Origin of the sequence: Clostridium sp. AF27-5AA, from assembly GCF_003478415.1 — a bacterium.
Taxonomy (GTDB): Bacteria; Bacillota; Clostridia; order Lachnospirales; family Lachnospiraceae; genus Otoolea; species Otoolea fessa.
Window position 1 is genome coordinate 62,241 of sequence record NZ_QUFH01000002.1, and the last position, 21,959, is coordinate 84,199.

19 protein-coding genes, 3 tRNA genes and 1 other annotated feature are annotated in these 21,959 nt (G+C 51.2%); of the genes, 16 read left to right on the plus strand and 6 right to left on the minus strand.

Annotated features, from left to right (window positions below; translation table 11 throughout):
* Positions 1–9 precede the first annotated feature (9 nt).
* Entirely contained in the window at positions 10–1,056 is a 1,047-nt protein-coding gene (locus DWY89_RS02640) for an ABC transporter substrate-binding protein (protein WP_118523439.1), read from the minus strand.
* Between the two features lie 190 nt (positions 1,057–1,246).
* Positions 1,247–1,497, minus strand: a binding site (T-box leader).
* 293 nt (positions 1,498–1,790) lie between these two features.
* Between DWY89_RS02640 and DWY89_RS02645 the strand changes: the two genes are divergently transcribed.
* Positions 1,791–1,863: transfer RNA gene (locus DWY89_RS02645), tRNA-Phe, on the plus strand.
* Between the two features lie 22 nt (positions 1,864–1,885).
* Positions 1,886–1,956, plus strand: a tRNA-Gly gene (locus DWY89_RS02650).
* 183 nt (positions 1,957–2,139) lie between these two features.
* Here DWY89_RS02650 and DWY89_RS02655 read toward each other — a convergent pair.
* From DWY89_RS02655 to DWY89_RS02665, 3 genes are all read right to left on the minus strand, one after another.
* Positions 2,140–3,273: an SLC13 family permease gene (locus DWY89_RS02655; RefSeq protein ID WP_118524375.1), complete on the minus strand. Its 1,134-nt coding sequence runs from the start codon at positions 3,271–3,273 to the stop codon at positions 2,140–2,142.
* Positions 3,274–3,376: 103 nt separating this feature from the next.
* A tRNA-Gly gene (locus DWY89_RS02660) sits at positions 3,377–3,449 on the minus strand.
* Between the two features lie 149 nt (positions 3,450–3,598).
* A complete protein-coding gene (locus tag DWY89_RS02665; RefSeq protein ID WP_243022680.1) occupies positions 3,599–4,231 on the minus strand; it encodes a YitT family protein in 633 nt (210 codons plus the stop codon).
* A 267-nt stretch (positions 4,232–4,498) separates the two neighbouring features.
* On the opposite strand from DWY89_RS02665, the gene DWY89_RS02670 reads away from it, so the two are divergent.
* Together DWY89_RS02670 and DWY89_RS02680 are read left to right on the plus strand one after the other, a co-directional pair.
* Complete coding sequence (locus DWY89_RS02670) at positions 4,499–5,440, plus strand: DMT family transporter (RefSeq protein WP_118523440.1); 942 nt, start codon at positions 4,499–4,501, stop codon at positions 5,438–5,440.
* A gap of 206 nt (positions 5,441–5,646) precedes the next feature.
* Positions 5,647–6,456 carry a hypothetical protein gene (locus DWY89_RS02680; RefSeq protein WP_118523442.1) on the plus strand — a complete coding sequence of 270 codons (810 nt, stop codon included), beginning with the start codon at positions 5,647–5,649 and terminating at the stop codon, positions 6,454–6,456.
* A gap of 293 nt (positions 6,457–6,749) precedes the next feature.
* Here DWY89_RS02680 and DWY89_RS02685 read toward each other — a convergent pair whose 3' ends face one another.
* On the minus strand, positions 6,750–7,460 hold the full coding sequence (locus DWY89_RS02685; protein WP_118523443.1) for a response regulator: 711 nt from the start codon (positions 7,458–7,460) through the stop codon (positions 6,750–6,752).
* Between the two features lies 1 nt (position 7,461).
* The gene (locus tag DWY89_RS02690) at positions 7,462–8,727 is read right to left on the minus strand and encodes a DUF4118 domain-containing protein (RefSeq protein WP_118524376.1); all 1,266 of its coding nucleotides are present in this window, start codon (positions 8,725–8,727) and stop codon (positions 7,462–7,464) included.
* A gap of 295 nt (positions 8,728–9,022) precedes the next feature.
* On the opposite strand from DWY89_RS02690, the gene DWY89_RS02695 reads away from it, so the two are divergent.
* From DWY89_RS02695 to DWY89_RS02750, 12 genes are all read left to right on the plus strand, one after another.
* Positions 9,023–9,895, plus strand: a complete 873-nt coding sequence (locus DWY89_RS02695; protein ID WP_022358671.1) for a methionyl aminopeptidase — start codon at positions 9,023–9,025, stop codon at positions 9,893–9,895.
* Between the two features lie 424 nt (positions 9,896–10,319).
* Complete coding sequence (locus DWY89_RS02700; protein ID WP_117796527.1) at positions 10,320–11,261, plus strand: AEC family transporter; 942 nt, start codon at positions 10,320–10,322, stop codon at positions 11,259–11,261.
* Positions 11,262–11,563: 302 nt separating this feature from the next.
* Positions 11,564–11,905 (plus strand): hypothetical protein, encoded by a 342-nt coding sequence (locus DWY89_RS02705; RefSeq protein WP_146143917.1) that lies wholly within the window; start codon positions 11,564–11,566, stop codon positions 11,903–11,905.
* A gap of 19 nt (positions 11,906–11,924) precedes the next feature.
* Complete coding sequence (locus DWY89_RS02710; protein ID WP_118524377.1) at positions 11,925–13,940, plus strand: V-type ATP synthase subunit I; 2,016 nt, start codon at positions 11,925–11,927, stop codon at positions 13,938–13,940.
* Between the two features lie 2 nt (positions 13,941–13,942).
* Positions 13,943–14,410 carry a V-type ATP synthase subunit K gene (locus DWY89_RS02715; RefSeq protein ID WP_022358667.1) on the plus strand — a complete coding sequence of 156 codons (468 nt, stop codon included), beginning with the start codon at positions 13,943–13,945 and terminating at the stop codon, positions 14,408–14,410.
* A 45-nt stretch (positions 14,411–14,455) separates the two neighbouring features.
* Positions 14,456–15,049 (plus strand): V-type ATP synthase subunit E, encoded by a 594-nt coding sequence (locus tag DWY89_RS02720; RefSeq protein WP_107000828.1) that lies wholly within the window; start codon positions 14,456–14,458, stop codon positions 15,047–15,049.
* Between the two features lie 27 nt (positions 15,050–15,076).
* Entirely contained in the window at positions 15,077–16,051 is a 975-nt protein-coding gene (locus DWY89_RS02725) for a V-type ATPase subunit (protein ID WP_118523446.1), read from the plus strand.
* Positions 16,044–16,364 carry a V-type ATP synthase subunit F gene (locus DWY89_RS02730; RefSeq protein ID WP_022358664.1) on the plus strand — a complete coding sequence of 107 codons (321 nt, stop codon included), beginning with the start codon at positions 16,044–16,046 and terminating at the stop codon, positions 16,362–16,364. The genes DWY89_RS02725 and DWY89_RS02730 overlap by 8 nt, the downstream gene beginning before the upstream one ends.
* A gap of 24 nt (positions 16,365–16,388) precedes the next feature.
* Positions 16,389–18,158: a V-type ATP synthase subunit A gene (locus tag DWY89_RS02735; protein ID WP_107000825.1), complete on the plus strand. Its 1,770-nt coding sequence runs from the start codon at positions 16,389–16,391 to the stop codon at positions 18,156–18,158.
* Entirely contained in the window at positions 18,159–19,532 is a 1,374-nt protein-coding gene (locus DWY89_RS02740) for a V-type ATP synthase subunit B (RefSeq protein WP_022358662.1), read from the plus strand.
* Positions 19,533–19,645: 113 nt separating this feature from the next.
* A complete protein-coding gene (locus DWY89_RS02745; protein ID WP_022358661.1) occupies positions 19,646–20,317 on the plus strand; it encodes a V-type ATP synthase subunit D in 672 nt (223 codons plus the stop codon).
* Positions 20,318–20,648: 331 nt separating this feature from the next.
* Positions 20,649–21,890 (plus strand): family 10 glycosylhydrolase, encoded by a 1,242-nt coding sequence (locus DWY89_RS02750; RefSeq protein WP_118524378.1) that lies wholly within the window; start codon positions 20,649–20,651, stop codon positions 21,888–21,890.
* Positions 21,891–21,959: the final 69 nt, after the last annotated feature.

The following is a 21,959-nucleotide window of genomic DNA, read 5'->3' on the forward strand; positions in this document are numbered from 1 at the left end:
ATGAGGATGTTAGTCCTCGGTGGTCCTAACTTCTACAACATCGCCAAAATCTTTGAATACAGCTGTGTCGATATTCAGGGCTTCTGCAGTCTCGGTATTTACGGTTACGATGCCGCCTTCTGCGGTGTAGTAGTCTTCCATGCCGTCCATGCCTTCGGTGATTGCCTGATAAGCAAGGTCAGCGGTCTGTGTACCAAGAGCCGTGTAGTTGACGCCGCAGGTGGCAAATGCGCCATTGCGGACGAAGGAATCAGCGCCGGCATAGTGCGGGATGCCTGCATCGGCCAGATCCTTGAAGATAGCCAGCTCAGCTGCCATGATGACATTGTCGGTAGGAGTGAAGACAGCGTCTACTTTGTCAGCAACCAGGGAGGAGGCAGCGGTAATTACTTCGTCGTTGGTATTTGCAGTCTGCTCGGTGTAGGAGATGCCTTTTTCATCTAAGTATGCCTTTGCATCCGCGATCGGTTTGGTTGAGTTTGCCTCGGATAAGGAATATAAAAGCCCCACATTTTTAACATCTGGGTTTGCGGCAAAAATCATATCCATGATTTTCTCGGTGTTCAGCGCATCGCTGGTACCGGTTACATAGTCGATGCCGGTCAGCTCAGCGGCTTCCGGATCGGAAACAGCGGCGTAGACAACCGGTGTCTGGGTCTGCTGTGCGGATACGGTCGCTACCTGTGCAGCCAGGGTTGCAATCGGGATGATGGCGTCAACACCGTCAGCAACCGCCTGATCACCAATCTGCTTTAAGGTTGTCTGGTCATTCTGGCCGGAGTACAGTTCGTAGTGAATGGTTACATTGTTATCCTCGGCGATTTTATCTAACTCTGCCTCGACTGCATTTGCAATCTCATCGAGGGAAGCGTGGTCGAGCTGTTTGACAATCGCTACATTATAAATTTCTTTGTCCGCGGAAGCTTCCTGAGAGGTTTCGGCGGTGGTGTCTGCTTCGGAAGCGGTGCTGGATGTGCTGGAAGAGCATCCTGCGGTTGTCAGTGTCAGGGCTGCGGTGCATCCAAGTGCAAATAATTTTTTCAGATTCTTTTTCATAGTCATTTTCTCCATTCTTTATTCTTAATTTTGATATTTGTTTTGGATGGCAGATGTATCAGTCTGCCTTGCCGGAGCAGAGTAAAGAATGTGTCTGGAAAGAAGATTCTCTTTGGTTTGGCGCCGCGCGCCGTGATGAAAGATTTTACTGAGAATGTTTCCAGAAACTAAAAAACGCCTCTGTCCCCATACATGGGACAAAAGCGTAAACTTCTGCGATACCACCCAAATTGACATTTGTGAAAATGTCCACTCGCTTACACGTACCATCATACGTGCCCCGATGGATAACGGGTGGGGTCCCGTCAGCCCCTACTGAAGCAATCGTTCAAGGCTGCCCTCGGAAGTCCATTCACTGACGGTAAGGCGTTCCGTTTCCACCATCCGGAACTCTCTGTGGCGATACATAGGTCAGATACTCCTCTTCCTCATCGGTTTATCTGTGTTCTTCGTTACATGCATTATAAACACACCCAAAAGGATTTGTCAACCATCAAAATCAAAAAGATGCAGGAAAATGAAAAAGAGTCGGTTTTTCCATTGTTTACGGAAAATTTGGAGATGAAGATGTGGACGCTGGCTGTGCGGCAGGAACAGCAAGTTGAAAAAGTTTTTGAAAAAATTTAGAAAAGTAGAAAAAAACAGTTGACATTTAAAAGACTCTCTAGTATAATAACACATGTCGCTGAACAAAAGACGAAAGCGAACATGAGAATCACAGGATTCCTCAGGATGCCCAGATAGCTCAGTTGGTAGAGCAGAGGACTGAAAATCCTCGTGTCACTGGTTCGATTCCGGTTCTGGGCATTACAATTTCATAATTTATCATGCGGGTGTAGTTCAATGGTAGAACACCAGCCTTCCAAGCTGGATACGTGGGTTCGATTCCCATCACCCGCTTTTTTGTTGTCTAAAATTAAGAAAGCCCCCAGAGTTGCCGCTCTGGGGGCTTTCTTGTTTCATAGGAAATTACGTCCTATGAAACAAAAAACGCTCCGCGAGGATGCGCACTCGCGCGAAGCAGAAACATGTCGCAAGCGACCGCGCGAGACGCCCGGATGTGCCAAGGCACATTCTTTTTTATCAGATGCTATAAAAAACCAGAAAACATACCGCCATCAGGACTGCTAGAAATCCCGCATTTGCAATCGTGAACCAGCGGAAGTAGATTCCTTTTTTCTCTGGGCAGGAGCGGACGATATATTTGTAAGAAATAAGACTCGCCATGGATGCGATCAGGGTGCCGAGACCGCCGAGGTTAGTTCCGATCAGAAGGGAAACTCCTTTTTCGGTAAATCCGGACAACAGGATGGCGGCCGGAACGTTGCTGATTACCTGGCTGGCCAGAACGGAGACTATCACTTCGTGTCCCGTGATCATACTGGAAAGCAGGGAGCTTACCGCAGGAATGTGTTTTAGATTCCCGATGAAGATGAAGAATCCGATAAAAGTCAGGATGAGAGAGTGATCTACCTGACAGAAGATCTTCGGGTCTGCCAGACAGCCAATCGCCAGAATGCAGATAAACAGGATTGGAAGCGGCAGAAGACCGGCTACGGTGCAAAGGCACAGGAAAAACATTCCCAGACAGCAGAAAAGGCAGCGTTTAGGAAAGGTCTCATCGGAGGTTGTATCTCTACCGGCAGTATCTAGTGAGATAGTCTCCCTTGGTGTAAACATTGTTACGAGCAGCAGCAAAACCAATGAAAGCAGCGAAAATGGACCGATGCTCCGGATAAATGTATCAAATGAAAGCTCAAAGTGGGAATACAGATACAGATTCTGGGGATTCCCCACCGGAGTTGTCATGCTGCCGAGATTGGCTGCCAGTGTCTGGCAGATGACAACCGGAACGATCCGGTCTTTGCGGTTTACCATCCGCAGTAGTTCCAGAGCAAATGGAACGAAGGTAATTAGGGCCACATCGTTGGTGATCAGCATGCTGGAAAAGAAACACAGAAGAATCAGAAGCCGTTCCAGCTGCCTGAGTGAATGGATTCGAAGCAGCAGTAATTCCCCGAGCTGTCGAAAGAAACCGATGTTTTGGAGACCTGTGGTTGCTGTCATTAGGCCAAAGAGCAGGATCAGTGTGTGCAGATCCAGATATCCCAGGTATCCGGCAGACGGTGGTATGATAAACATGGAAAGGAGAGCCAGAGCCAGGGCGATGGTTAAAACGGTATCCTTTTTGAGAAAAGAACTTACTTTTTGTATCATGGTAAAATACTCCCTTGAAAAAGAAAAAGTGTAACTGTGACCAGTAACGAAAATAGCGGAAACCCTCATGAAAATGAAAAGGTTTCCGCTATAAAATAAAAAGAGCGCGAGACGGGACTCGAACCCGCGGCCTCGACCTTGGCAAGGTCGCGCTCCACCAACTGAGCCACTCGCGCATTTCTGAAGCATCGCTTCAACGAGTTATATAATATCATAGGTCGGTTGATTTGGCAAGCGTTTTTTTAAAAAAAATCAAAAAATATAGTAAATTCATTACTGTTCACGGGTGGGCACGTTTGAAACCGGGAGAACTGTATGAAAACGATCAAGTTTCCATATTTTCCACTGGATGTGTTCCCGCGGTCTGCACAAACCCGATGATCTGTCCGGACAGAAGAACCGTGAGGATGGAGTATGCCATGCGGTTTAACGGAATGTAGCTCAGTGAAAGTCCCAGTACAGCAAAATCGGACAGGAGGTAGATCCACTGGATTTTGATGTGCGTCACGTGGGAAAGGCTCATCGCAAGCGCATCGTCTCCGCCCGGGGCACCGCCGATCCGCACGCAGAGCCCGGCACCGACGCCGACGAAGACCGCGCCGAGCAGGGATGCGGCAAGCGGCATATCGGCAAGCTGCGGCCACAGGGGCGGAAACTGCTCACAGATCCGGTAAGACAGGGAGAAGCTGGCGCTGGAAAGAATGGAGTAGGCGATGAACTGCCGCCCCAGAAGTTTCCATCCCATCGCGTAGCAGGCGAGGTTCATGACGAAGCCGGATACGGATGGGGAGATATGGAACCAGTGATCAAGCAGAAGCGTCATTCCTAAGACACCGCCCTCGGTGACACCGGAAAAGGAATGGACATGGTACAGCCCAAATGCCAGAAATGCACTGCCAAACAGTGCAATCAGGCAGGATTTTAGTTTTAAATCGAGGAAATGGAATAATTTCAGCAAAATAACAGGCTCCTTGTGAATAATTTATATATAAATAAAGGTTTTTCTATTCTAGTATGGAAACGGATTTGTGTCAAGATGGGCGAACTCTCTGCAGAAATGATGCAAAATGAGAGAAAGCAAAAAAACATGTGGATTTACGGTTCCCATGAGCGTGAACAGCAGCCGTGTGAAATGTGAAAACGAAAAAATCCGGGGGGATTCATAGACAAAAATGTGGGATGTGCGTATACTGGAAGATAGGAAGACGGAAAGGGGAATGAAAACATGGTAGAAAATCATCCGGACACCCGGAAGCAGGAATACCTCGGAATTGCCTGCCTGGTGCTGTCTGCGTTCTGTTTTGCGCTGATGAGCATGTTTGTACATTTGGCGGGCGATCTGCCGTCAATGCAGAAGAGTTTTTTCCGCAATCTTGTGGCGGCGCTGGCAGCGGTTGTTTTGCTTTTGCGGGTGGGAGAGCCGTTTCGTATCCGCAGGGAAAATCTGCCGTATTTTCTGATGCGGTCAATTTTCGGCACGATGGGAGTGCTGTGTAACTTTTATGCGGTGGATCATCTGGTGCTGGCGGACGCATCGATTCTAAATAAAATGTCGCCGTTTTTTACAGTGCTGTTCAGCTGGCTGATCTTAAAGGAAAAAGTTATGCCAATTCAGCTTTCGCTGATCTTCGGTGCGTTTCTCGGCAGTATATTCGTGGTAAAGCCGACATTCTCCAATCTGGCACTTGTGCCGTCGCTGCTGGGCTTTTTCGGCGGCATCTGCGCGGGCGCGGCGTACACGATGGTGCGGAAACTGGGAGAGGCAGGAGAAAAGGGACCGGTGATCGTGCTGTTTTTCTCGGTATTTTCCTGTGTGGTTGTGCTGCCGTGGCTGATTTTTGACTATCATCCGATGACCTGGCAGCAGATGGGGATCCTGCTTTTGGCGGGCTGCGCGGCGGCGGGCGGACAGTTTGCGATCACGGCGGCATACCGCTATGCCCCGGCGAGCCGTATTTCCATCTACGATTATTCGCAGCTGATCTTTTCGACGATGCTCGGTTTCTTCATCTTCGGGCAGGTGCCGGACGGCTGGAGTTTCCTCGGATATGGAATTATCTGTCTGATGGCAATTTCCATGTTTGTATATAATAACCGGAAAAGAAAGAATACTCAAAAGCAGGCACTTTTGGAATCGAAAGAGCTGTCAGATGTAATAAAAATGTAAGGGAAAGTACCCGCCGATATGGTTTACAAGCGATGCCAAATTATATATACTGAAGATAAAGTCGGAGTGGTTTTCGTGTCCAGAAACGTGAATTTCAGGAACAAAAGCTGGGTTGCCGATACAGCTCGAAAATGGGTTATAGATAGGGCAGAAAGTTATATAGGGAAATACGACATAAGCCCGACAGCAGACAGGAGGAAACAGGGATGAAAAAATTAGCAACCGCACTTGTGAGTGCAGCAGCCATTATGACGATGTCAACAACCGCATTTGCAGCCGAAAATCCGGCGGAGGTATTTGACCGGGTGATGGAGAAGAACAATACGATTCAGTCCGTGGAGATTCAGAGCGGCGTCCATTCGGTCATACTTGCAAAGGATGTCATTCCGGACGGTCAGATGAAAGTTGATATGGCGATGCATGCAGAGATGGATATGCAGGATACCACCGATCTCAAGTACCTGGCACAGGTCGCTTCCTCGATTCTGGGACAGGACAGCTATTCACAGGTTTTTTATACGGACGGCTACTATTACGTAGATGCCAACGGTGTCAAACTGAAATACCCGATGCCATTAGAGCAGATCATATCCTCCGTCCAGACCGGAGTCAACACCAGCAATATGGAATCCAGCTATATGAAGGGCATTTCCTTAAACGAGGTCAATGGAAAACGTGTGCTGGCATATGAGGCAAATACAAAGAAGCTAAACAAGAACGTCAAAGAAGCCCTCGGAACCGTGATGAACACACTCGGCACCGATGCCAATCTGGACATGGACATCCAGGAAATGAAAGGCGCTTACGTGCTGGATGACAACGATTATATTATCTATATGACAAACTATATCGTATACAACATGGAAGTCCTCGATCAGCCGATGACCTGCATCACCCTGATGGAGACCGAAATCCAGAACCCGGGCGAGCCGGTCGTAGTGACACTTCCATCCACGGATGGCTATGAAGACTTAATTGGTTTATACGATGGAGTCATTGAAAGCGAAGTAGAATAAAAAACAGACAAAAACAAAATTAGACAATCAAAAGCCAGCCGAGCAAAGCAAAGGCTGGCAGGCAAAAGCGATCCATAACATAACAAGAGAAAAGTGGTGTCCGGGAATCTGTAGAGCCAGCGTTCCAATTATCGATTGTACGCATCCCACGCCAGCTGTCCGGCTGGGGCGGAAATTTTTGTCCGATCCAGACGAACAGATGTAGCGAAAGCAAGCGAACAATGATAATTGGAGACGCAGGCGGCGCAGATTCCCGGACGCCTCTTTCCGCATCACGACAATCAATCAATCTATTACTGCATCTCATCCTCAATCATCCGATATCCAATCCCAATCTCTGTAAACACATACTGCGGTTCTGCTGGATTCTGCTCCAGTTTCCTTCGAATATGTGCCATATTCACGCGCAGAATACTGTTATCATCGTCCGCATACGGCCCCCAGATATTCGAAATAATCGTATCATACGTCATGACCCTGCCGGAATTCTGTGCCAGCAGGGAGATAATCTTAAACTCGATCTGCGTCAGATGGACATCCTTTCCATCAACCGATACCAGATGTTTTTCAAAATCGATCGTCAGTCCCTTTGCATGGAATGGGCGCTTATAAAGCGGAGAATCCGTGTTTAGGCGGTTGCTGTGGCGCAGGGCAGTCCGGATGCGTGCGAGAAGCTCGGAGGTGCCGATCGGCTTGGTCAGATAATCATCCGCGCCGAGGTCGAGCGCACGTACCTTTTCCTGTTCCTGCGTGCGGGCGGAGAGGACGATGATCGGGACGCTGGACCAGGTGCGGACCTGGCGGATGATCTCCATGCCGTCCATGTCTGGAAGCCCCAGGTCGAGGAGAATCAGATCCGGGCACTGGGACGTGATGATCGGAAGTGCTTCTTTTCCCGTGTGTGCGGTGGAAATGCGGTAATCCTGTGCGGACAGGGAGGTGGAGATGAAGTCGCAGATGTTTTTTTCATCTTCTACTAATAAAATAGAAAGTTTATGTGTCATGTTATTTGTCCTCCTTTGGAAGGGTAAAGTAAAATTCGGCACCGCGCGTGTGGTTGATTGCCTTGATTTCGCCGCCGTGGGCGAGAATGATCGTTTTACAGATGGAAAGCCCGATTCCCATGCCCTTTCGTCCATCCGGCGAAGTGCTGGTCGTCGAAGAAGAGCCGTCAAAGATGGTTGCCAGCTTCTCCGACGGGATGCCGACGCCGTAATCGCGCACGTGGAAAATCGCATAGTCGGAAAGTGATTCCACATAGCACTCGATCGGCTCGGTGCTTTCAGCATGGACAACGGCATTTTCCAGCAGGTTGATGAGAACCTGTTCGATGAGGACGGCGTCCATCGGGACCATCAGGAATTCCTCCGGCACGCGCACATGGATATTGGCGTCTGGAAGTCTCTTTTTTAAGCGGATCACCGCCTCGGAGAGAACTTCCTCGACCGGTTCCGAGGTCTTAGTTACCTTTGCCGTCTCATTGTTGATACGCGTGACGGAGAGCAGGTTTTCAACCATGTTTAAGAGCCAGTTAGAGTCCTCAAGAATATGGCGCACCAGTGCATTTTTCTCAACCTCCGGGAGGCTGTTTCCATTTTCCAGATATACGGTACTGGAACCGATGATGCTGGTAAGCGGGGTGCGGAGGTCGTGGGAGATTGCCCGCAGCAGGTTCGCCCGCATCTTTTCTTTTTCCGCTTCCATCAGCATCTTTTCACGTTCCGCCAGCACGCGTGCCTGCGTTTTCATGTTGCTTGTGATGGCGCTTGTAATGCCGGAAATTGAAAACATTGCCACGAAGGTAATCGGATAGCCGGCCATCGTGAAATCCAGCGCGAAATACGGATACGTGAACAGAAAATTGACGCAGACGACGCCGACAAAGGAGGAGAACAGGCCGAAGCTGTATCCGTCTGTAAAACGCGCTACCAAAAAGACCGCCAGAATGTAGGTCAGCGCGATGTTGGCAGTCGGATTTTTGAGCGCATGAAAAAAGCAGAACGCGATGATCGTGGCGGTACCCATGAAAAACAGGGTAAGTCCCCAGCTTTGTATGTATGTCGGAAGCGCACAGAATTTTTCAACGATCGGGCGGGTCCGGACCCAATTTTTTAAGGCGTCAATTTTGTGTGGATGTGTTTTGCCACCATTGGAAATGCTGGTATCCGGAGAGCTGGGTTCGGCTGAACCTTGAAGGCTGCTGGCTGATTCTGTTTTCAGGAAAGTTTCATTGGAAGTTCCAGAAACAGAAGGTTTACTTGAATGTTTCATTTAAATAAAGAAAGTCTCCTTTCAAAAAATTCATATGGATGCTTCTATTATACAATGTTTCTTCTGAAAAATAGAGAGGAAAACTGTTAAAAAGTTGAAAAAATCGTGAAAATTTGGGATAAAAACAGTAACACAATTATTGAGAATCTGGCTGGATAAGGGCGATTTCATTGCATTTTCAGCGTCAGTGTGTTAAACTCCAAACAGTCTCCCGATTGAGGGAAGCAGGCTGACCCGCCTGTTAGAGAGTGACAAACGGGCTGCCGGAGTGCAGGGCGAAAGGAATGAAAATAAGATGAAAAAATTAGGAAGAAATGATCTGTGCTGGTGTGGAAGTGGAAAGAAGTACAAACATTGCCATGAGGCATTTGATGAGAAGCTGATGGAGGCGGCGGATGCCGGACACCAGATTCCGGATCACGACATGATCAAGACCCCGGAGCAGATCGAGGGGATCCGCGAGAGCTGCAAGATCAATGTGGCAGTTCTGGATTATGTGGCTGAGCATATCAAGGCTGGCGTCACAACCGAGGAGATCGATCAGTGGGTATATAATGAGACGACCCGCATGGGCGGAATCCCGGCGCCGCTTGGCTATGAAGGATTCCCGAAGAGCGTGTGCACATCCATCAATGATCAGGTCTGCCACGGCATTCCGTCAGCAGATGTCGTATTAAAGGATGGCGATATCATCAACGTGGATGTTTCGACCATTTATCACGGCTATTATGCGGATTCTTCCCGTATGTTCTGCATCGGAAATGTCAGCCCGGAACATAAAAAACTGGTGGATGTTGTCAAAGAGTGCGTGGAATTAGGTCTGGAGCAGGTAAAACCGTGGGGCTTCATGGGCGATATGGCGGAAGCGGTCCAGAAGCATGCGGAAGAAAATGGTTATTCTGTGGTTCGAGAGATCGGCGGTCACGGCGTTGGTATCGAGTTCCATGAGGATCCGTGGGTTGGCTATATTGGTCAGAGAGGCACCGGTATGATGTTTGCACCGGGCATGATGTTCACGATCGAGCCGATGATCAACGAGGGAACCGAGGAGGTATTCGTGGATGGCGACGACGACTGGAGTGTATACACGAAGGATGGAAAAGCATCCGCCCAGTGGGAGATCCAGGTGCTGGTAACTGAGGATGGTCATGAGGTGCTTTCCTGGTAGCTTGCAGAGTACATAAAAAGAGACGGCGTCAAACCGTCTCTTTTTTGTACCCAAGGTGGGCGTTCTTCACAGCCGAAGGGGGATAAAAAACTGTGAAGAAATATCTATATAAAGGAAATTGTTGTTAGTCGAGCCAGATAACAATTGCGCGCATTTCTTAGTGCCATCTGCCTCATTGATGTTATGCCATTATAATACTGGATAATTGTGTCCATATTTTGACCAATATCTAAAATAAATCTAAACGAGTATTACATAATTCGAAACTTTTTCGGAACTGTTTATGAGGCTGGCGCGCTTGAATTTTTCTTGTCGATTTCTTGGATGGGGTATATAATAAATCTGGTGATTAAAGGGGTGCGGTCTGACTGGATAGAAACCGCGTCCAGAACAAAGCAATTAAGAAGAAAGTGGCAGGAATTATATGGAAAATTTTTTATTTGCACTTAATACAGTCCTTCCATTTCTGCTCTATATCGCATTTGGATATGGAGTCAGGATGTCGGGGCTGGCGGATGAGGATTTTATGAAGCGCCTGAATAAAGTGATCTTTCAGGCATTCTTTCCGATTCTGATGTTTAACAACCTGTATTCCATTCCGGAGGGAATGACATTAAATCTGCGTCTGGTGGCAGTCGCCATTATCAGCGTGCTGCTTTTGCAGGCGGTTCTGCTTGCTGTGGTTCCGCGTCTGGTAAAGGAAAATGAGCGGCGCGGCGTTATCATCCAGGCGATTTACCGCAGTAATTTCGTCCTGTTCGGCATTCCGCTGGCAACCAGCGTGTTCGGTGAGGAGGGAACACTGCTGGCGACGATGATGGTGGCGATCGTGATCCCGGTCTACAACATAACGGCGGTCGTGATTCTGGAATTGTTCCGGGGCGGCAAGGTCCCGGTTTCCGTTTTGATTAAGAATATCCTGAAAAATCCGATGATCCGCGGCGCGCTCCTGGGCTTTATCTTTCATATATTAGGAATTAAACTTCCGGTTTCCGTGGAAGGACCGATCAAGCAGTTTGCCAATCTGACAACGCCTCTGGCACTGTTCGTACTGGGCGGAACGCTGCATTTCAATGCGATCGGCGGCAATCTGAAATATGTGGTTCCGTCGATGACCTTCAAGATGGTGATCCTGCCCGCAGTGATTCTGGCGGTTGCGACGCTGCTCGGCTTTTCCGGTGTGGAACGTTTTGTTTACTTTGAAATGTACGCGACTCCGGTTGCGACGGCGTCCTATGCGATGGCGCAGAACATGGGCGGCGACGGCGAGCTGGCGGGACAGTTTGTCGTGCTGAGCACGGTCGCCTCGGTTGTGACGATCTTTTTGTGGGTCTATTTCCTTAATTCGATCGGGTGGCTCGCATAAAAATAAATATATAATAGGGGACTGCCAGACAGTGGTTTGTGGAAGAGCAACAATTGTCTGGCAGCTTTTTTTGTGGAAACAAACACTGTTTTTCATGAGAACCGAAATTTTTTTCATAAATTAAGATGTACGTATAATCTTTTCAAAATTAAAACATTTAATAGACAAAACTGATTGAAAAAGTTATAATGGTATACAAATGCGAGAAAACTTATTTATTTTCCATGTGCTTTTGATGCTTCGAATCAGCGAATTGTATGGAATGGGAGGATGTGAAACATAATAAGGATATTGCATTATTGTTGAAAAAAATTAGGGGAAAAGGTGGTGGTTCAATGATCAAGGAGACGATCCAGGCGGTCGAGGACGCAGAGGCGAAGGCATCGGAACTGGTCGCGCAGGCTTCGGAGGATGCACGCCGCGTTAAGGCGGAGGCGGAGGCAGAAGCGGATCGAATGCTCGCAGATGCACAGAAAAGGGGGAAAGAAGCAGCTGTGAAGCAGGAAGAAGAACTGACTCTCAGAGGGGAGGAGTACGTAAAACAGGCACTGGCAGAAGCCGAGGCGGAGTGTCAGACGCTCAGAGAGACGGCGGACAGACGGAAACCGGAGGTGGTTGACCGGCTCATAGCGGAACTGGTCTAGTGAATGGAGGGATGTAGATATGGCAGTATTGCAGATGCAAAAGCTATGTATCTGTGCCCTGAAGAAGGACCGTAAGTCCCTGATGGAGTTTCTGCAGGCTGCCGGAGTGCTGGAGCTGACAGCGGAGGCGGAGCCGGACGAGGTATTTAAGCGGACGGACACGCTGGAGGATCGGCAGAAGTTTGAGCGAAATGCGGCGACGGCGGACCGCGCATTGGAAGTGCTTGCCGCGGTGGTTCCGGAGGAAACATCGATGCTTGCTGGGCTTGCCGGAAAGCCGCTTGCAAAGGCAGGCGCGTACCGGGAGACGGAGGCGAACGCAGAGGCGCTTTTAGGTCAGGCGGAACGCATTTTGAACCTGCAAAAGCAGATCACGGAGGAAAAGACTGTGGCGCTTAGACTGCTGGCGGAGGCGGAAAGCCTGAAACCGTGGCAGAAGCTGGAGATTCCACTTGCGTATCAGGAGACGAAACGGTGTGCTATCTTAGCCGGCGCGGTCGGCGGAGGCGCTTATACGCAGGAAGAAATTTACGCTTCGGTGGCAAAACAGGAGCCGCAGCTTGAAAAATGGGAGCTGGAGGTTGTCGGAAGCGACGCCGACCAGACCTGCATTGCGGTAATTTGCCTGAAAGAGGACGAGGAGAAGCTGGAGACAGCACTCCGGTCGATTGGATTTGCCCGTCCGGCGCGTCCGGTGGAGGAAGTTCCGGCAGCTTACGCTAAGAAACTCAAAGCGCAGGCGGCAGAGCATGAGGGACGCGCGGCAGCGACGGAAGAAGAACTGAAACAGTGCGCTCCGGCGCGGGAAGATTTGAAATTGTTATCCGACTATTACCGCCTGAGGGCACAGAAGTATGAGGCGCTCGGCGAGATCTTACAGTCGGAAAAAACGTGTATGATCACGGGATTTATCCCGAAGCGCGATGCGAAAGGACTGGAGGAGAAGCTGAATAGCCGGTTTGAACTTGCAGTGGAAAGTTCGGATGTGCCGGAGGATGAGGAAGCACCGGTGCTTCTCTCCAACGGAACCTTCGCGGCGTCGGCGGAGGGCGTGACCGCGTCCTTTGGCTTACCGGCGAAAGGGGAGATGGACCCGACCGGCATCATGGCAGCGTGCTATGTATTTTTGTTTGGTCTGATGCTTTCAGATGCGGCATACGGATTTATTGTATTTTTGATGTGCTTCCTGGCACTTAAGAAATTTCCAAGGATGGAAGAAAATCTGCGGAAATCACTGCGGCTCTTTATGTACTGCGGACTTTCGACCCTGTTCTGGGGCGTCATGTTCGGCGGTTATTTCGGAGATGCGGTGGACATCGTGAGCCGGACGTATTTTGGACATACGGTGACGATACCGGCGCTCTGGTTTGTCCCGCTAAATGACCCGATGAAGCTTTTGGTTTATTCGATGTTATTTGGCGTGATTCACTTATTCCTGGGGCTGGGACTGAAAGGATATATGCTCTTAAAGGATGGCAAGGTTGTGGATTTTATCTGCGACGTGGTACTCTGGTACCTCCTGCTTCTGGGGCTGATCCTGATGCTGCTTCCGACGGAACTGTTTGGTTCCATCGCGCAGATGAATATCGTATTCCCGCCGGTGCTTAATTCGCTGGCAAAGGGAATGGCGATTGTGGGCGCGCTGGGAATTCTGGTGATGTCGGCGCGCGACAAGAAGAATCCGATCCTGCGGCTGGCGCTTGGCGCATATGATTTGTATAATATTACCGGATGGGTGTCGGATGTGCTTTCCTACTCGCGCCTTCTGGCGCTCGGACTGGCAACCGGCGTTATCGCATCGGTTATCAACCAGATGGGAAGTATGGTTGGAAATAATGTATTTGGCGTGATTGTATTTATACTGGTATTCTGCTTCGGACACCTGTTTAACCTGGCGATCAACCTGCTCGGCGCGTATGTGCATACCTGCCGTCTGCAGTACGTCGAGTTTTTCGGAAAGTTCTATGAGGGTGGCGGAAAGGCGTTCCGTCCGTTTAAGCAGATAACAAAATACGTGGAAATCAAGGAGGATTAAATATGAGCGGAATTGTATTTGCATTGTTGGGAGTTGCAGTGGCGGTTATTCTTGCAGGTATGGGTTCAGCCTACGGCGTAGGCGTGGCAGGTCAGGCAGCAGCCGGAGTCGTAACCGAGGATCCGGATAAATTCGCGAAGGTGCTTCTGCTCCAGCTGCTTCCGGGTACCCAGGGTATCTACGGTCTGCTGGTTGGTTTCATCGCTCTTTCTAAGATTGGTCTTCTTGGCGGCGGCGCTGACATGAGCATGTCGATCTCCCAGGGACTCTTATATCTGGCAGCATGCCTTCCGATCGGCGTGGTTGGTCTGGTATCGGCGAGACATCAGGGAAGAACGTCGGTTGCTTCCATCGGTATCGTAGCGAAGAAACCGGAACAGTTTGGTAAAGCGATGCTGTTCCCGGCGATGGTTGAGACCTATGCGATTCTGGCACTTCTGGTTTCGATTCTGGCAATCAATGCACTGTAATCTGGCACGGCGGAAAGAATCAAAATCAGTTAAGGAGTGAAGCGTATGAATGGATTAGATAAGATTATTGCTCAGATCCTTGACGATGCAAAGCAGGAATCGCTTGCGATTCAGGAAAAAGCAGCCGGTGAAGCGGAGACGACCCTTGCGGCAGCCGGTGAAAAGGTAAAAAAGCTGGAGGAAGAGCAGGCGAAATCGGCGGCGCAGCGTGAAAAAAGCTATGAGGAACGGCTTCGTTCTTCGGCGGCGCTAAAGAAGCGCCAGGCGATCCTTGCGGCAAAGCAGGCGATCATCGAGGAAATGCTTGCGGCGGCACACAGGGAGCTGCTGGCAAAGCCGGATGAGGCGTATTTTGCATGGATGGAGCAGCTTCTTTCCCGGTTCGTGACGGATCGGGCAGGAGAAATCTATGTTTCAAAACGTGATTTAGAGCGGATGCCGGATGATTTTCCGGCAAAGATAGAGAAGGCGGCGCAGGAAAAAGGCGGAAGCCTGGTACTGAAAAAAGAACCGAGGGAGATCGACGGGGGCTTTGTTCTGGTGTACGGCGGCGTCGAGGAAAATTGTTCTGCCGGGGCGTTGTTTGCGTCGCAGCGGGATGAGCTGGCGGACAAGGTACATGCGATGCTGTTTGGATAACGGCGGGAGAAGGTAAGGAGGGCTTATATGTCTGATACAAAATATGCCTACGCGGTCGCCCGGATCCGGGCACTGGAAAATGGGCTTTTTTCCTCCGCACAGATTGAACAGCTGCTGTCCGTAAAAAGCTACGAGGGGGCGCTGCGTTTCCTGACCGAACACGGCTGGGGGAATGCAGATACACCGCTCAGCGCGGAGGCGATCCTGACCCGGGAGAAGACGAAAACCTGGGAGACGGTCCGCGACCTTTTGAAGGGCGACGACGCGATCCTGGCAGTGCTTTCCTACGGGGATCTCTACCACAATTTAAAGGCGGCGATCAAGGATGCGGCGGCGCCGGGCAGCCACGGCAATGTCTATTTTGACGACTGCGAGGTGGACGGCGCGCGGATGGCGAAGATCGTAGCGGAAAAGGACTGGCAGGCGCTTCCGGCACATATGCGGGAGGCGGCGAAGGAAGCCAGCGAGACATTTCTGCACACGGGCGACGGGCAGCTCTGCGATATCATTGTTGACCGGTCGGCGCTCGCAGCTATCTATGAGTGCGGAAGGAATGCGTCTGACGCGATCATCCGCGATTATGCCGAGACAACGGTCGCGGTGGCGGATATCAAGATAGCGGTGCGCTCCCAGAAGACGGGAAAACATCTGGATTTTATGCGGCGCGCGATGGCACCGTGCGATAGCTTGAATATCGAGCGCCTGTCACAGGCGGCTCTTGGCGGCGCCGGCGCGATCTGCGAGTATCTGGAAGGAACCCGCTATGCGGGCGGCGCGCAGGCATTAAAGGAATCGCCGTCGGCGTTTGAGCGGTGGTGTGACAATCAGTTGATCGAGACGATCAAGCCGCAGAAATACAACCCGTTTACGGCGGGACCGCTGGTTGCCTATGTGCTGGCGAAGGAAAATGAGATTAAAACGGTCCGTATCATCCTGACCGCCCGTCTGAACGGTCTTGAGGAGGAACAGATTCGGGAAAGGATAAGGGAGATGTATGTATAAGGTTGCAGTAGTCGGAGATTACGACAGCATCTACGGATTTGCGGCGCTGGGACTGGAGACATTTCCGGTGTCCGATGTAAAAGAGACGGAGAAAGTATTTCTGGAACTGGCTTCTGGTTCCTACGCGGTGATCTATATCACCGAGGCGGCGGCTGCCGGGATTGAGACAGCTATCGACCGCTACCGGGAACAGCCGCTTCCGTCCGTGATCCTGATTCCGGGGATTTCCGGGAATACGGGAAAAGGCGTGGAGTCGGTCAAGCATTCGGTGGAACAGGCAGTTGGATCGGATATTCTGTTTGGAGATGCATGATAGAAAGGTGGGTGAAACCTTCCAATGAGCAAAGGAACGATAAAGAAGGTAGCAGGACCGCTGGTTATCGCCAGCGGGATGCGGGATGCCAATATGTTTGACGTCGTCCGCGTCAGCGACGAACGTCTGATTGGCGAGATCATAGAGATTCACGGAGATGAAGCGTCGATTCAGGTATATGAGGAGACTTCCGGTTTAGGACCTGGCGAGCCGGTAGAGTCGATGGATGTGCCGCTTTCGGTTGAACTGGGACCGGGACTCCTGACGAGTATCTACGATGGAATCCAGCGGCCGCTGGACGATATCATGAAGGAGACGGGCAGCAACAACTTAAAGCGCGGCGTTGAGGTTCCGTCTTTAAAGCGTGATAAGAAATGGCAGTTTGTGCCGACCGTGAAAGCGGGCGACAGCGTGGAAGCAGGCGACATCATCGGTACCGTGCAGGAGACGCTGATCATTGAGCATAAGATTATGGTGCCGTATGGTGTAAAAGGTACCGTCAAAGAGATCAAGAGCGGTGAATTTACGGTGGAGGAAACTGTAGCGGTCATTGAGACGGAAAACGGCGAAAAAGAGCTTACAATGATGCAGAAATGGCCGGTTCGGCGCGGACGTCCGTACCAGACGAAGCTGCCGCCGGTAAAACCGCTGATCACCGGACAGCGTGTCGTTGACGCATTCTTCCCGATCGCCAAGGGCGGCGTGGCAGCCGTACCGGGACCGTTCGGAAGCGGCAAGACCGTCATCCAGCACCAGCTGGCGAAATGGGCGGAAGCGGACATTGTTGTTTACATCGGCTGCGGTGAGCGCGGCAACGAGATGACGGATGTTTTAAATGAGTTCCCGGAGTTAAAGGATCCAAAGACCGGGCACTCCCTGATGCAGCGGACCGTGCTGATTGCCAATACTTCGGATATGCCGGTAGCAGCCCGCGAGGCATCGATTTACACGGGTATCACGATCGCAGAGTATTTCCGCGACATGGGTTATTCGGTGGCACTGATGGCGGATTCCACCTCCCGATGGGCGGAGGCACTGCGAGAGATGTCGGGACGTCTGGAAGAGATGCCGGGCGAGGAAGGTTATCCGGCCTACTTAGGAAGCCGTCTGGCACAGTTCTATGAGCGTGCCGGTCATGTCATCTGCCTTGGCAGGGACGGACGCGAGGGCGCGCTGTCCGCAATCGGAGCCGTATCCCCGCCAGGCGGCGATATTTCCGAGCCGGTTTCCCAGGCGACGCTGCGTATCGTCAAGGTATTCTGGGGACTCGATTCGGCGCTGGCGTACAAGCGACACTTCCCGGCGATCAACTGGCTGACCAGCTATTCCCTGTATGTGGACAATCTGGGAAAATGGTTTGATGAGAATGTATCGGATGAGTGGATGAGCTGCCGACAGGGTCTTATGAGCCTTTTGCAGGAGGAGGCAGAGCTGGAAGAGATCGTAAAGATGGTCGGCATGGATGCACTGTCCCCGATCGACCGCCTGAAAATGGAAGCGGCGCGCTCGATCCGTGAGGATTTCCTGCATCAGAACTCCTTCCATGAGATTGACACGTATACACCACTGCAGAAACAGTTCCGCATGATGAAGCTGGTGCTGGCGTTCTATGAGCAGTCGAAGAAAGCGCTGGAAGGCGGCGCTTCCATCCAGAATCTCATCAAGATGCCGGTGCGCGAGCAGATCGGACGTTTTAAATATACGAAGGCAGAAGACGTGGAGAAAGAGTATCAGGCGGTCCTCGATGAACTTGCGAAAGAGGTTGCCGATGCGGCTGGAAAGGGGGCATTCTAAATGCCGAAAGAATATAGAACCATACAGGAGGTTGCAGGTCCTCTGATGCTGGTGCAGGGCGTGGAAAATGTTACCTATGACGAGTTGGGTGAGATCGAGCTGGCGAGCGGCGAAAAGAGACGCTGCAAGGTGCTGGAGATCGACGGCGGCAATGCGCTGGTACAGCTTTTTGAGAGTTCCACGGGTATCAACCTTTCAAATAGTAAGGTGCGTTTTTTAGGCAGAACGATGGAACTTGGCGTATCGGAGGATATGCTGGGACGCGTCTTTGACGGTCTGGGCAATCCAATCGACGGCGGTCCGGAGATCCTGCCGGAGGAACGCCGCGATATCAATGGTCTGCCGATGAACCCGGCGGCGAGAAGCTATCCGCAGGAGTTTATCCAGACGGGTGTTTCCGCGATCGATGGTCTGAATACACTGGTCCGCGGTCAGAAACTGCCGATTTTCTCGGCGTCCGGTCTGCCGCATGCGAATCTGGCAGCCCAGATTGCGAGACAGGCGAAGGTGCGCGGCACGGACGAACCGTTTGCCGTTGTCTTTGCGGCGATGGGTATCACCTTTGAGGAAGCGCATTTCTTTACTGAGAGCTTTAAGGAGACGGGCGCGATCGACCGTACCGTCCTGTTTATCAACCTGGCAAACGATCCGGCGGTTGAGCGTATCGCGACCCCGCGTATGGCGCTGACGGCTGCCGAGTATCTGGCATTTGAGAAAAATATGCACGTTCTCGTTATCCTGACGGATATCACGAACTACGCGGATGCGCTGCGAGAGATTTCGGCTGCCCGCAAGGAAGTTCCGGGACGCCGCGGTTATCCGGGTTATATGTACACGGATCTTGCATCCCTGTATGAGAGAGCCGGACGCCAGAGAGGCAAGAATGGTTCGATCACGATGATTCCGATCTTAACCATGCCGGAGGATGACAAGACGCACCCGATCCCGGACTTAACCGGATATATTACCGAGGGACAGATTATCTTAAGCCGTGATCTGTACCGCAAGGGCATCACACCGCCGATTGACGTACTTCCGTCGCTGTCCCGTCTGAAAGATAAGGGAATCGGCGAGGGCAAGACGCGTGCCGACCATTCGAACACCTTAAACCAGCTCTTTGCGGCGTATGCGCGCGGCAAGGAAGCGAAGGAACTCATGGTGATCCTGGGCGAGGCGGCATTGTCCGATGTTGACTTAATCTATGCAAAATTTGCGGACGCCTTTGAAAAAGAATATGTTTCCCAGGGCTACAATACGGACCGCGATATCGAGGAGACGCTGCGGATTGGCTGGAAACTGCTTTCCATCCTGCCGAGAAGCGAGCTGAAACGTATCGATGAGAAGTATCTGGATCTGTATTATGGGAAAGAGTAAAAATGCCTGTGCATGGCGGATGCGCTTGAAAACGAAAGTGGCGTGTCATAACGCGGCTGCGGGAGCTGGCGGATCTGTCGTGACAAAGTGATTGCAGGAGAGAGGTGATACGCATGGCATCGACACAGGTCAACCCGACCCGAATGGAGCTTACGAGGCTGAAAAAGAAGCTGGCGACAGCCACGCGGGGACATAAACTGCTGAAGGATAAGCGGGATGAGCTGATGCGTCAGTTCCTGGATCTGGTCCGGGAAAATATGGCGCTGCGCCAGAAAGTGGAGGCGGGCATCCGGAGTGCGAATGTGAATTTCGTCATCGCTAAAGCCGGGATGTCCGAGCAGGCGTTAAATACCGCGCTTGCCGCGCCGAAACAGGCGGTTTATCTGGAAGCAGACAAGAAAAACGTAATGAGCGTCGATATTCCGGTGTTCCATTATAAGACCCGGACGGCGGATGAGAACGATATTTACTCGTATGGATTTGCGTTTACTTCGAGCGATCTGGACGGGGCAGTCAAGTCGCTGGCGGACATTCTGCCGGATATGCTGCGGCTGTCCGAGACAGAGAAAGCCTGCCAGCTCATGGCAGCCGAGATCGAGAAAACGCGCCGGAGAGTCAATGCGCTGGAACACGTAATTATTCCGGAGGCGCGCAAAAATATCAAATATATCACGATGAAGCTGGATGAAAATGAGAGAAGCACGCAGATCCGCCTGATGAAGGTGAAGGATATGATGCTGGAGGAGAAGCATCATTATAAGGAGAAGCGGGAGCTTTGTTCGTGATGATGAAAATGCCTCTTCTGGCGGCTTTAGGGCTGTCAGGGGAGGCTTTTTGCACATAGTTGTGAAAATGACTGGACGAGCCCACGAGGTTCGAACCGCCCTTTCGATATACCTTTGTTCGCTTGCTTTCACTACAGATGTTCGCCCATGACGGACTGCGTCCGTCCTGTTCGGACACCTGTGTTCAAGATGCGTACAAAGATATATGAAAGGCGGTTCGGACCTCGCGGGCTCGTCCCTGTGTATTGGAAAAATAAAAGAGACAGAAAAAAGTAAAGTATTTATTGGAAATATTTGGTAGAATAGGAGGAAATGAGGGGAGGAATTTTGCATGGCAAAGCAGGTACAGAGGGCGATCGGCTGGGTGGCAGCATTTCTTTTGGCGGTGGGGATGTTGTTCCTGCCGGTTTCGAAGGCGTATGCGGGTCCGGTATCGGGCGGCAGTCCTGGAAGTGGAGAGATGAGAGGTGTCTGGGTTTCGTATCTGGACTGGAATGGATGGGCGAAGGATGAGGCTGGTTATAAGAAAGCGATGGATCAGACACTGGACCTCTGTGTACAGAAGGGGTTAAATGCGGTTTTCCTACAGGTTCGCCCGGATGGAGATGCGATGTATCCGTCACAGTATTTCCCGTGGTCGAAATTTGCCTCTGGAAAACAGGGAAAGAATCCGGGGTATGATCCGCTGGCATATGCGGTGCAGGCGGCGCATCAGCGGGGCTTGCAGCTTCATGCGTGGATCAATCCGTACCGGATCACGGGGTATCTGAACCGTTATTCGGATCTGTGTGCGTCAAATCCGGCGATCGCGTGGGCGAAGGACGGGGACAGTTCGAATGACCGGTGGGTATTGTGCCAGAATGGTGAGTATTATTACAATCCGGCGATTCCGCAGGTGCGCCAGCTGATTATTGACGGTGTGAAAGAGATCGTGACGAATTATGAGGTGGACGGCATCCATTTTGATGATTATTTCTATCCGAATCTCGATGACAGCAAGGCGGAAACATGGTTTGATTATCCGGAGTATCAGGCGGGCGGCACATCGCTGAGTGTGGCGGCATGGAGACGAAATAATGTCAATGAGCTGGTAAAGGGCGTTTACAGTGCGGTCAAGTCGATCCGTCCGCAGGCATCGTTCGGTATCAGCCCGGAGGGATATTTACAGAACCTCCGAAAAGATACCCGCCAGTTTACAGATGTGGATGCGTGGATGACCCAGAGCGGCTATGTGGATTACCTGATGCCGCAGATTTACTGGGGATTTGAGGCGAAGCAGAACGGCCAGGCAGCGGGCTATGCGTTTGCAAACTGCCTGAATGAGTGGGTGACGCTGAAAAAGGAGGGCAATGTGAAGCTGTATATCGGTCTGGCGCTCTATAAGACCGGAACAGATGCAGTGGACGGCAACGAGGTGCCGGAGTGGCAGCGGTATCATGATATCATGAAGCGCGAGGTGCAGGCTGGACGGGCAACCGGACAGGTGAGCGGTTACTGCTTCTATGATTTATCGTCCCTGACGCGTGCGTCGGCAGCGGAGGAAGTGGCGAATGTGACGGCGCTGTTCCATTAAGTGCTCCCTGATAGTTACTGTTCACGCATACGTGCCCAGTAACGGAATTTGCCGTGGCTTCGCATTTAA

Coding starts and splice junctions, on each gene's coding strand:
- DWY89_RS02640 (WP_118523439.1), bottom strand. CDS start 1,056: ATGAAAAAGAATCTGAAAAAATTATTTGCACTTGGATGCACCGCAGCC.
- DWY89_RS02655 (WP_118524375.1), bottom strand. CDS start 3,273: ATGATACAAAAAGTAAGTTCTTTTCTCAAAAAGGATACCGTTTTAACC.
- DWY89_RS02670 (WP_118523440.1), top strand. CDS start 4,499: ATGGTAGAAAATCATCCGGACACCCGGAAGCAGGAATACCTCGGAATT.
- DWY89_RS02680 (WP_118523442.1), top strand. CDS start 5,647: ATGAAAAAATTAGCAACCGCACTTGTGAGTGCAGCAGCCATTATGACG.
- DWY89_RS02685 (WP_118523443.1), bottom strand. CDS start 7,460: ATGACACATAAACTTTCTATTTTATTAGTAGAAGATGAAAAAAACATC.
- DWY89_RS02690 (WP_118524376.1), bottom strand. CDS start 8,727: ATGAAACATTCAAGTAAACCTTCTGTTTCTGGAACTTCCAATGAAACT.
- DWY89_RS02695 (WP_022358671.1), top strand. CDS start 9,023: ATGAAAAAATTAGGAAGAAATGATCTGTGCTGGTGTGGAAGTGGAAAG.
- DWY89_RS02700 (WP_117796527.1), top strand. CDS start 10,320: ATGGAAAATTTTTTATTTGCACTTAATACAGTCCTTCCATTTCTGCTC.
- DWY89_RS02710 (WP_118524377.1), top strand. CDS start 11,925: ATGGCAGTATTGCAGATGCAAAAGCTATGTATCTGTGCCCTGAAGAAG.
- DWY89_RS02715 (WP_022358667.1), top strand. CDS start 13,943: ATGAGCGGAATTGTATTTGCATTGTTGGGAGTTGCAGTGGCGGTTATT.
- DWY89_RS02720 (WP_107000828.1), top strand. CDS start 14,456: ATGAATGGATTAGATAAGATTATTGCTCAGATCCTTGACGATGCAAAG.
- DWY89_RS02725 (WP_118523446.1), top strand. CDS start 15,077: ATGTCTGATACAAAATATGCCTACGCGGTCGCCCGGATCCGGGCACTG.
- DWY89_RS02730 (WP_022358664.1), top strand. CDS start 16,044: ATGTATAAGGTTGCAGTAGTCGGAGATTACGACAGCATCTACGGATTT.
- DWY89_RS02735 (WP_107000825.1), top strand. CDS start 16,389: ATGAGCAAAGGAACGATAAAGAAGGTAGCAGGACCGCTGGTTATCGCC.
- DWY89_RS02740 (WP_022358662.1), top strand. CDS start 18,159: ATGCCGAAAGAATATAGAACCATACAGGAGGTTGCAGGTCCTCTGATG.
- DWY89_RS02745 (WP_022358661.1), top strand. CDS start 19,646: ATGGCATCGACACAGGTCAACCCGACCCGAATGGAGCTTACGAGGCTG.
- DWY89_RS02750 (WP_118524378.1), top strand. CDS start 20,649: ATGGCAAAGCAGGTACAGAGGGCGATCGGCTGGGTGGCAGCATTTCTT.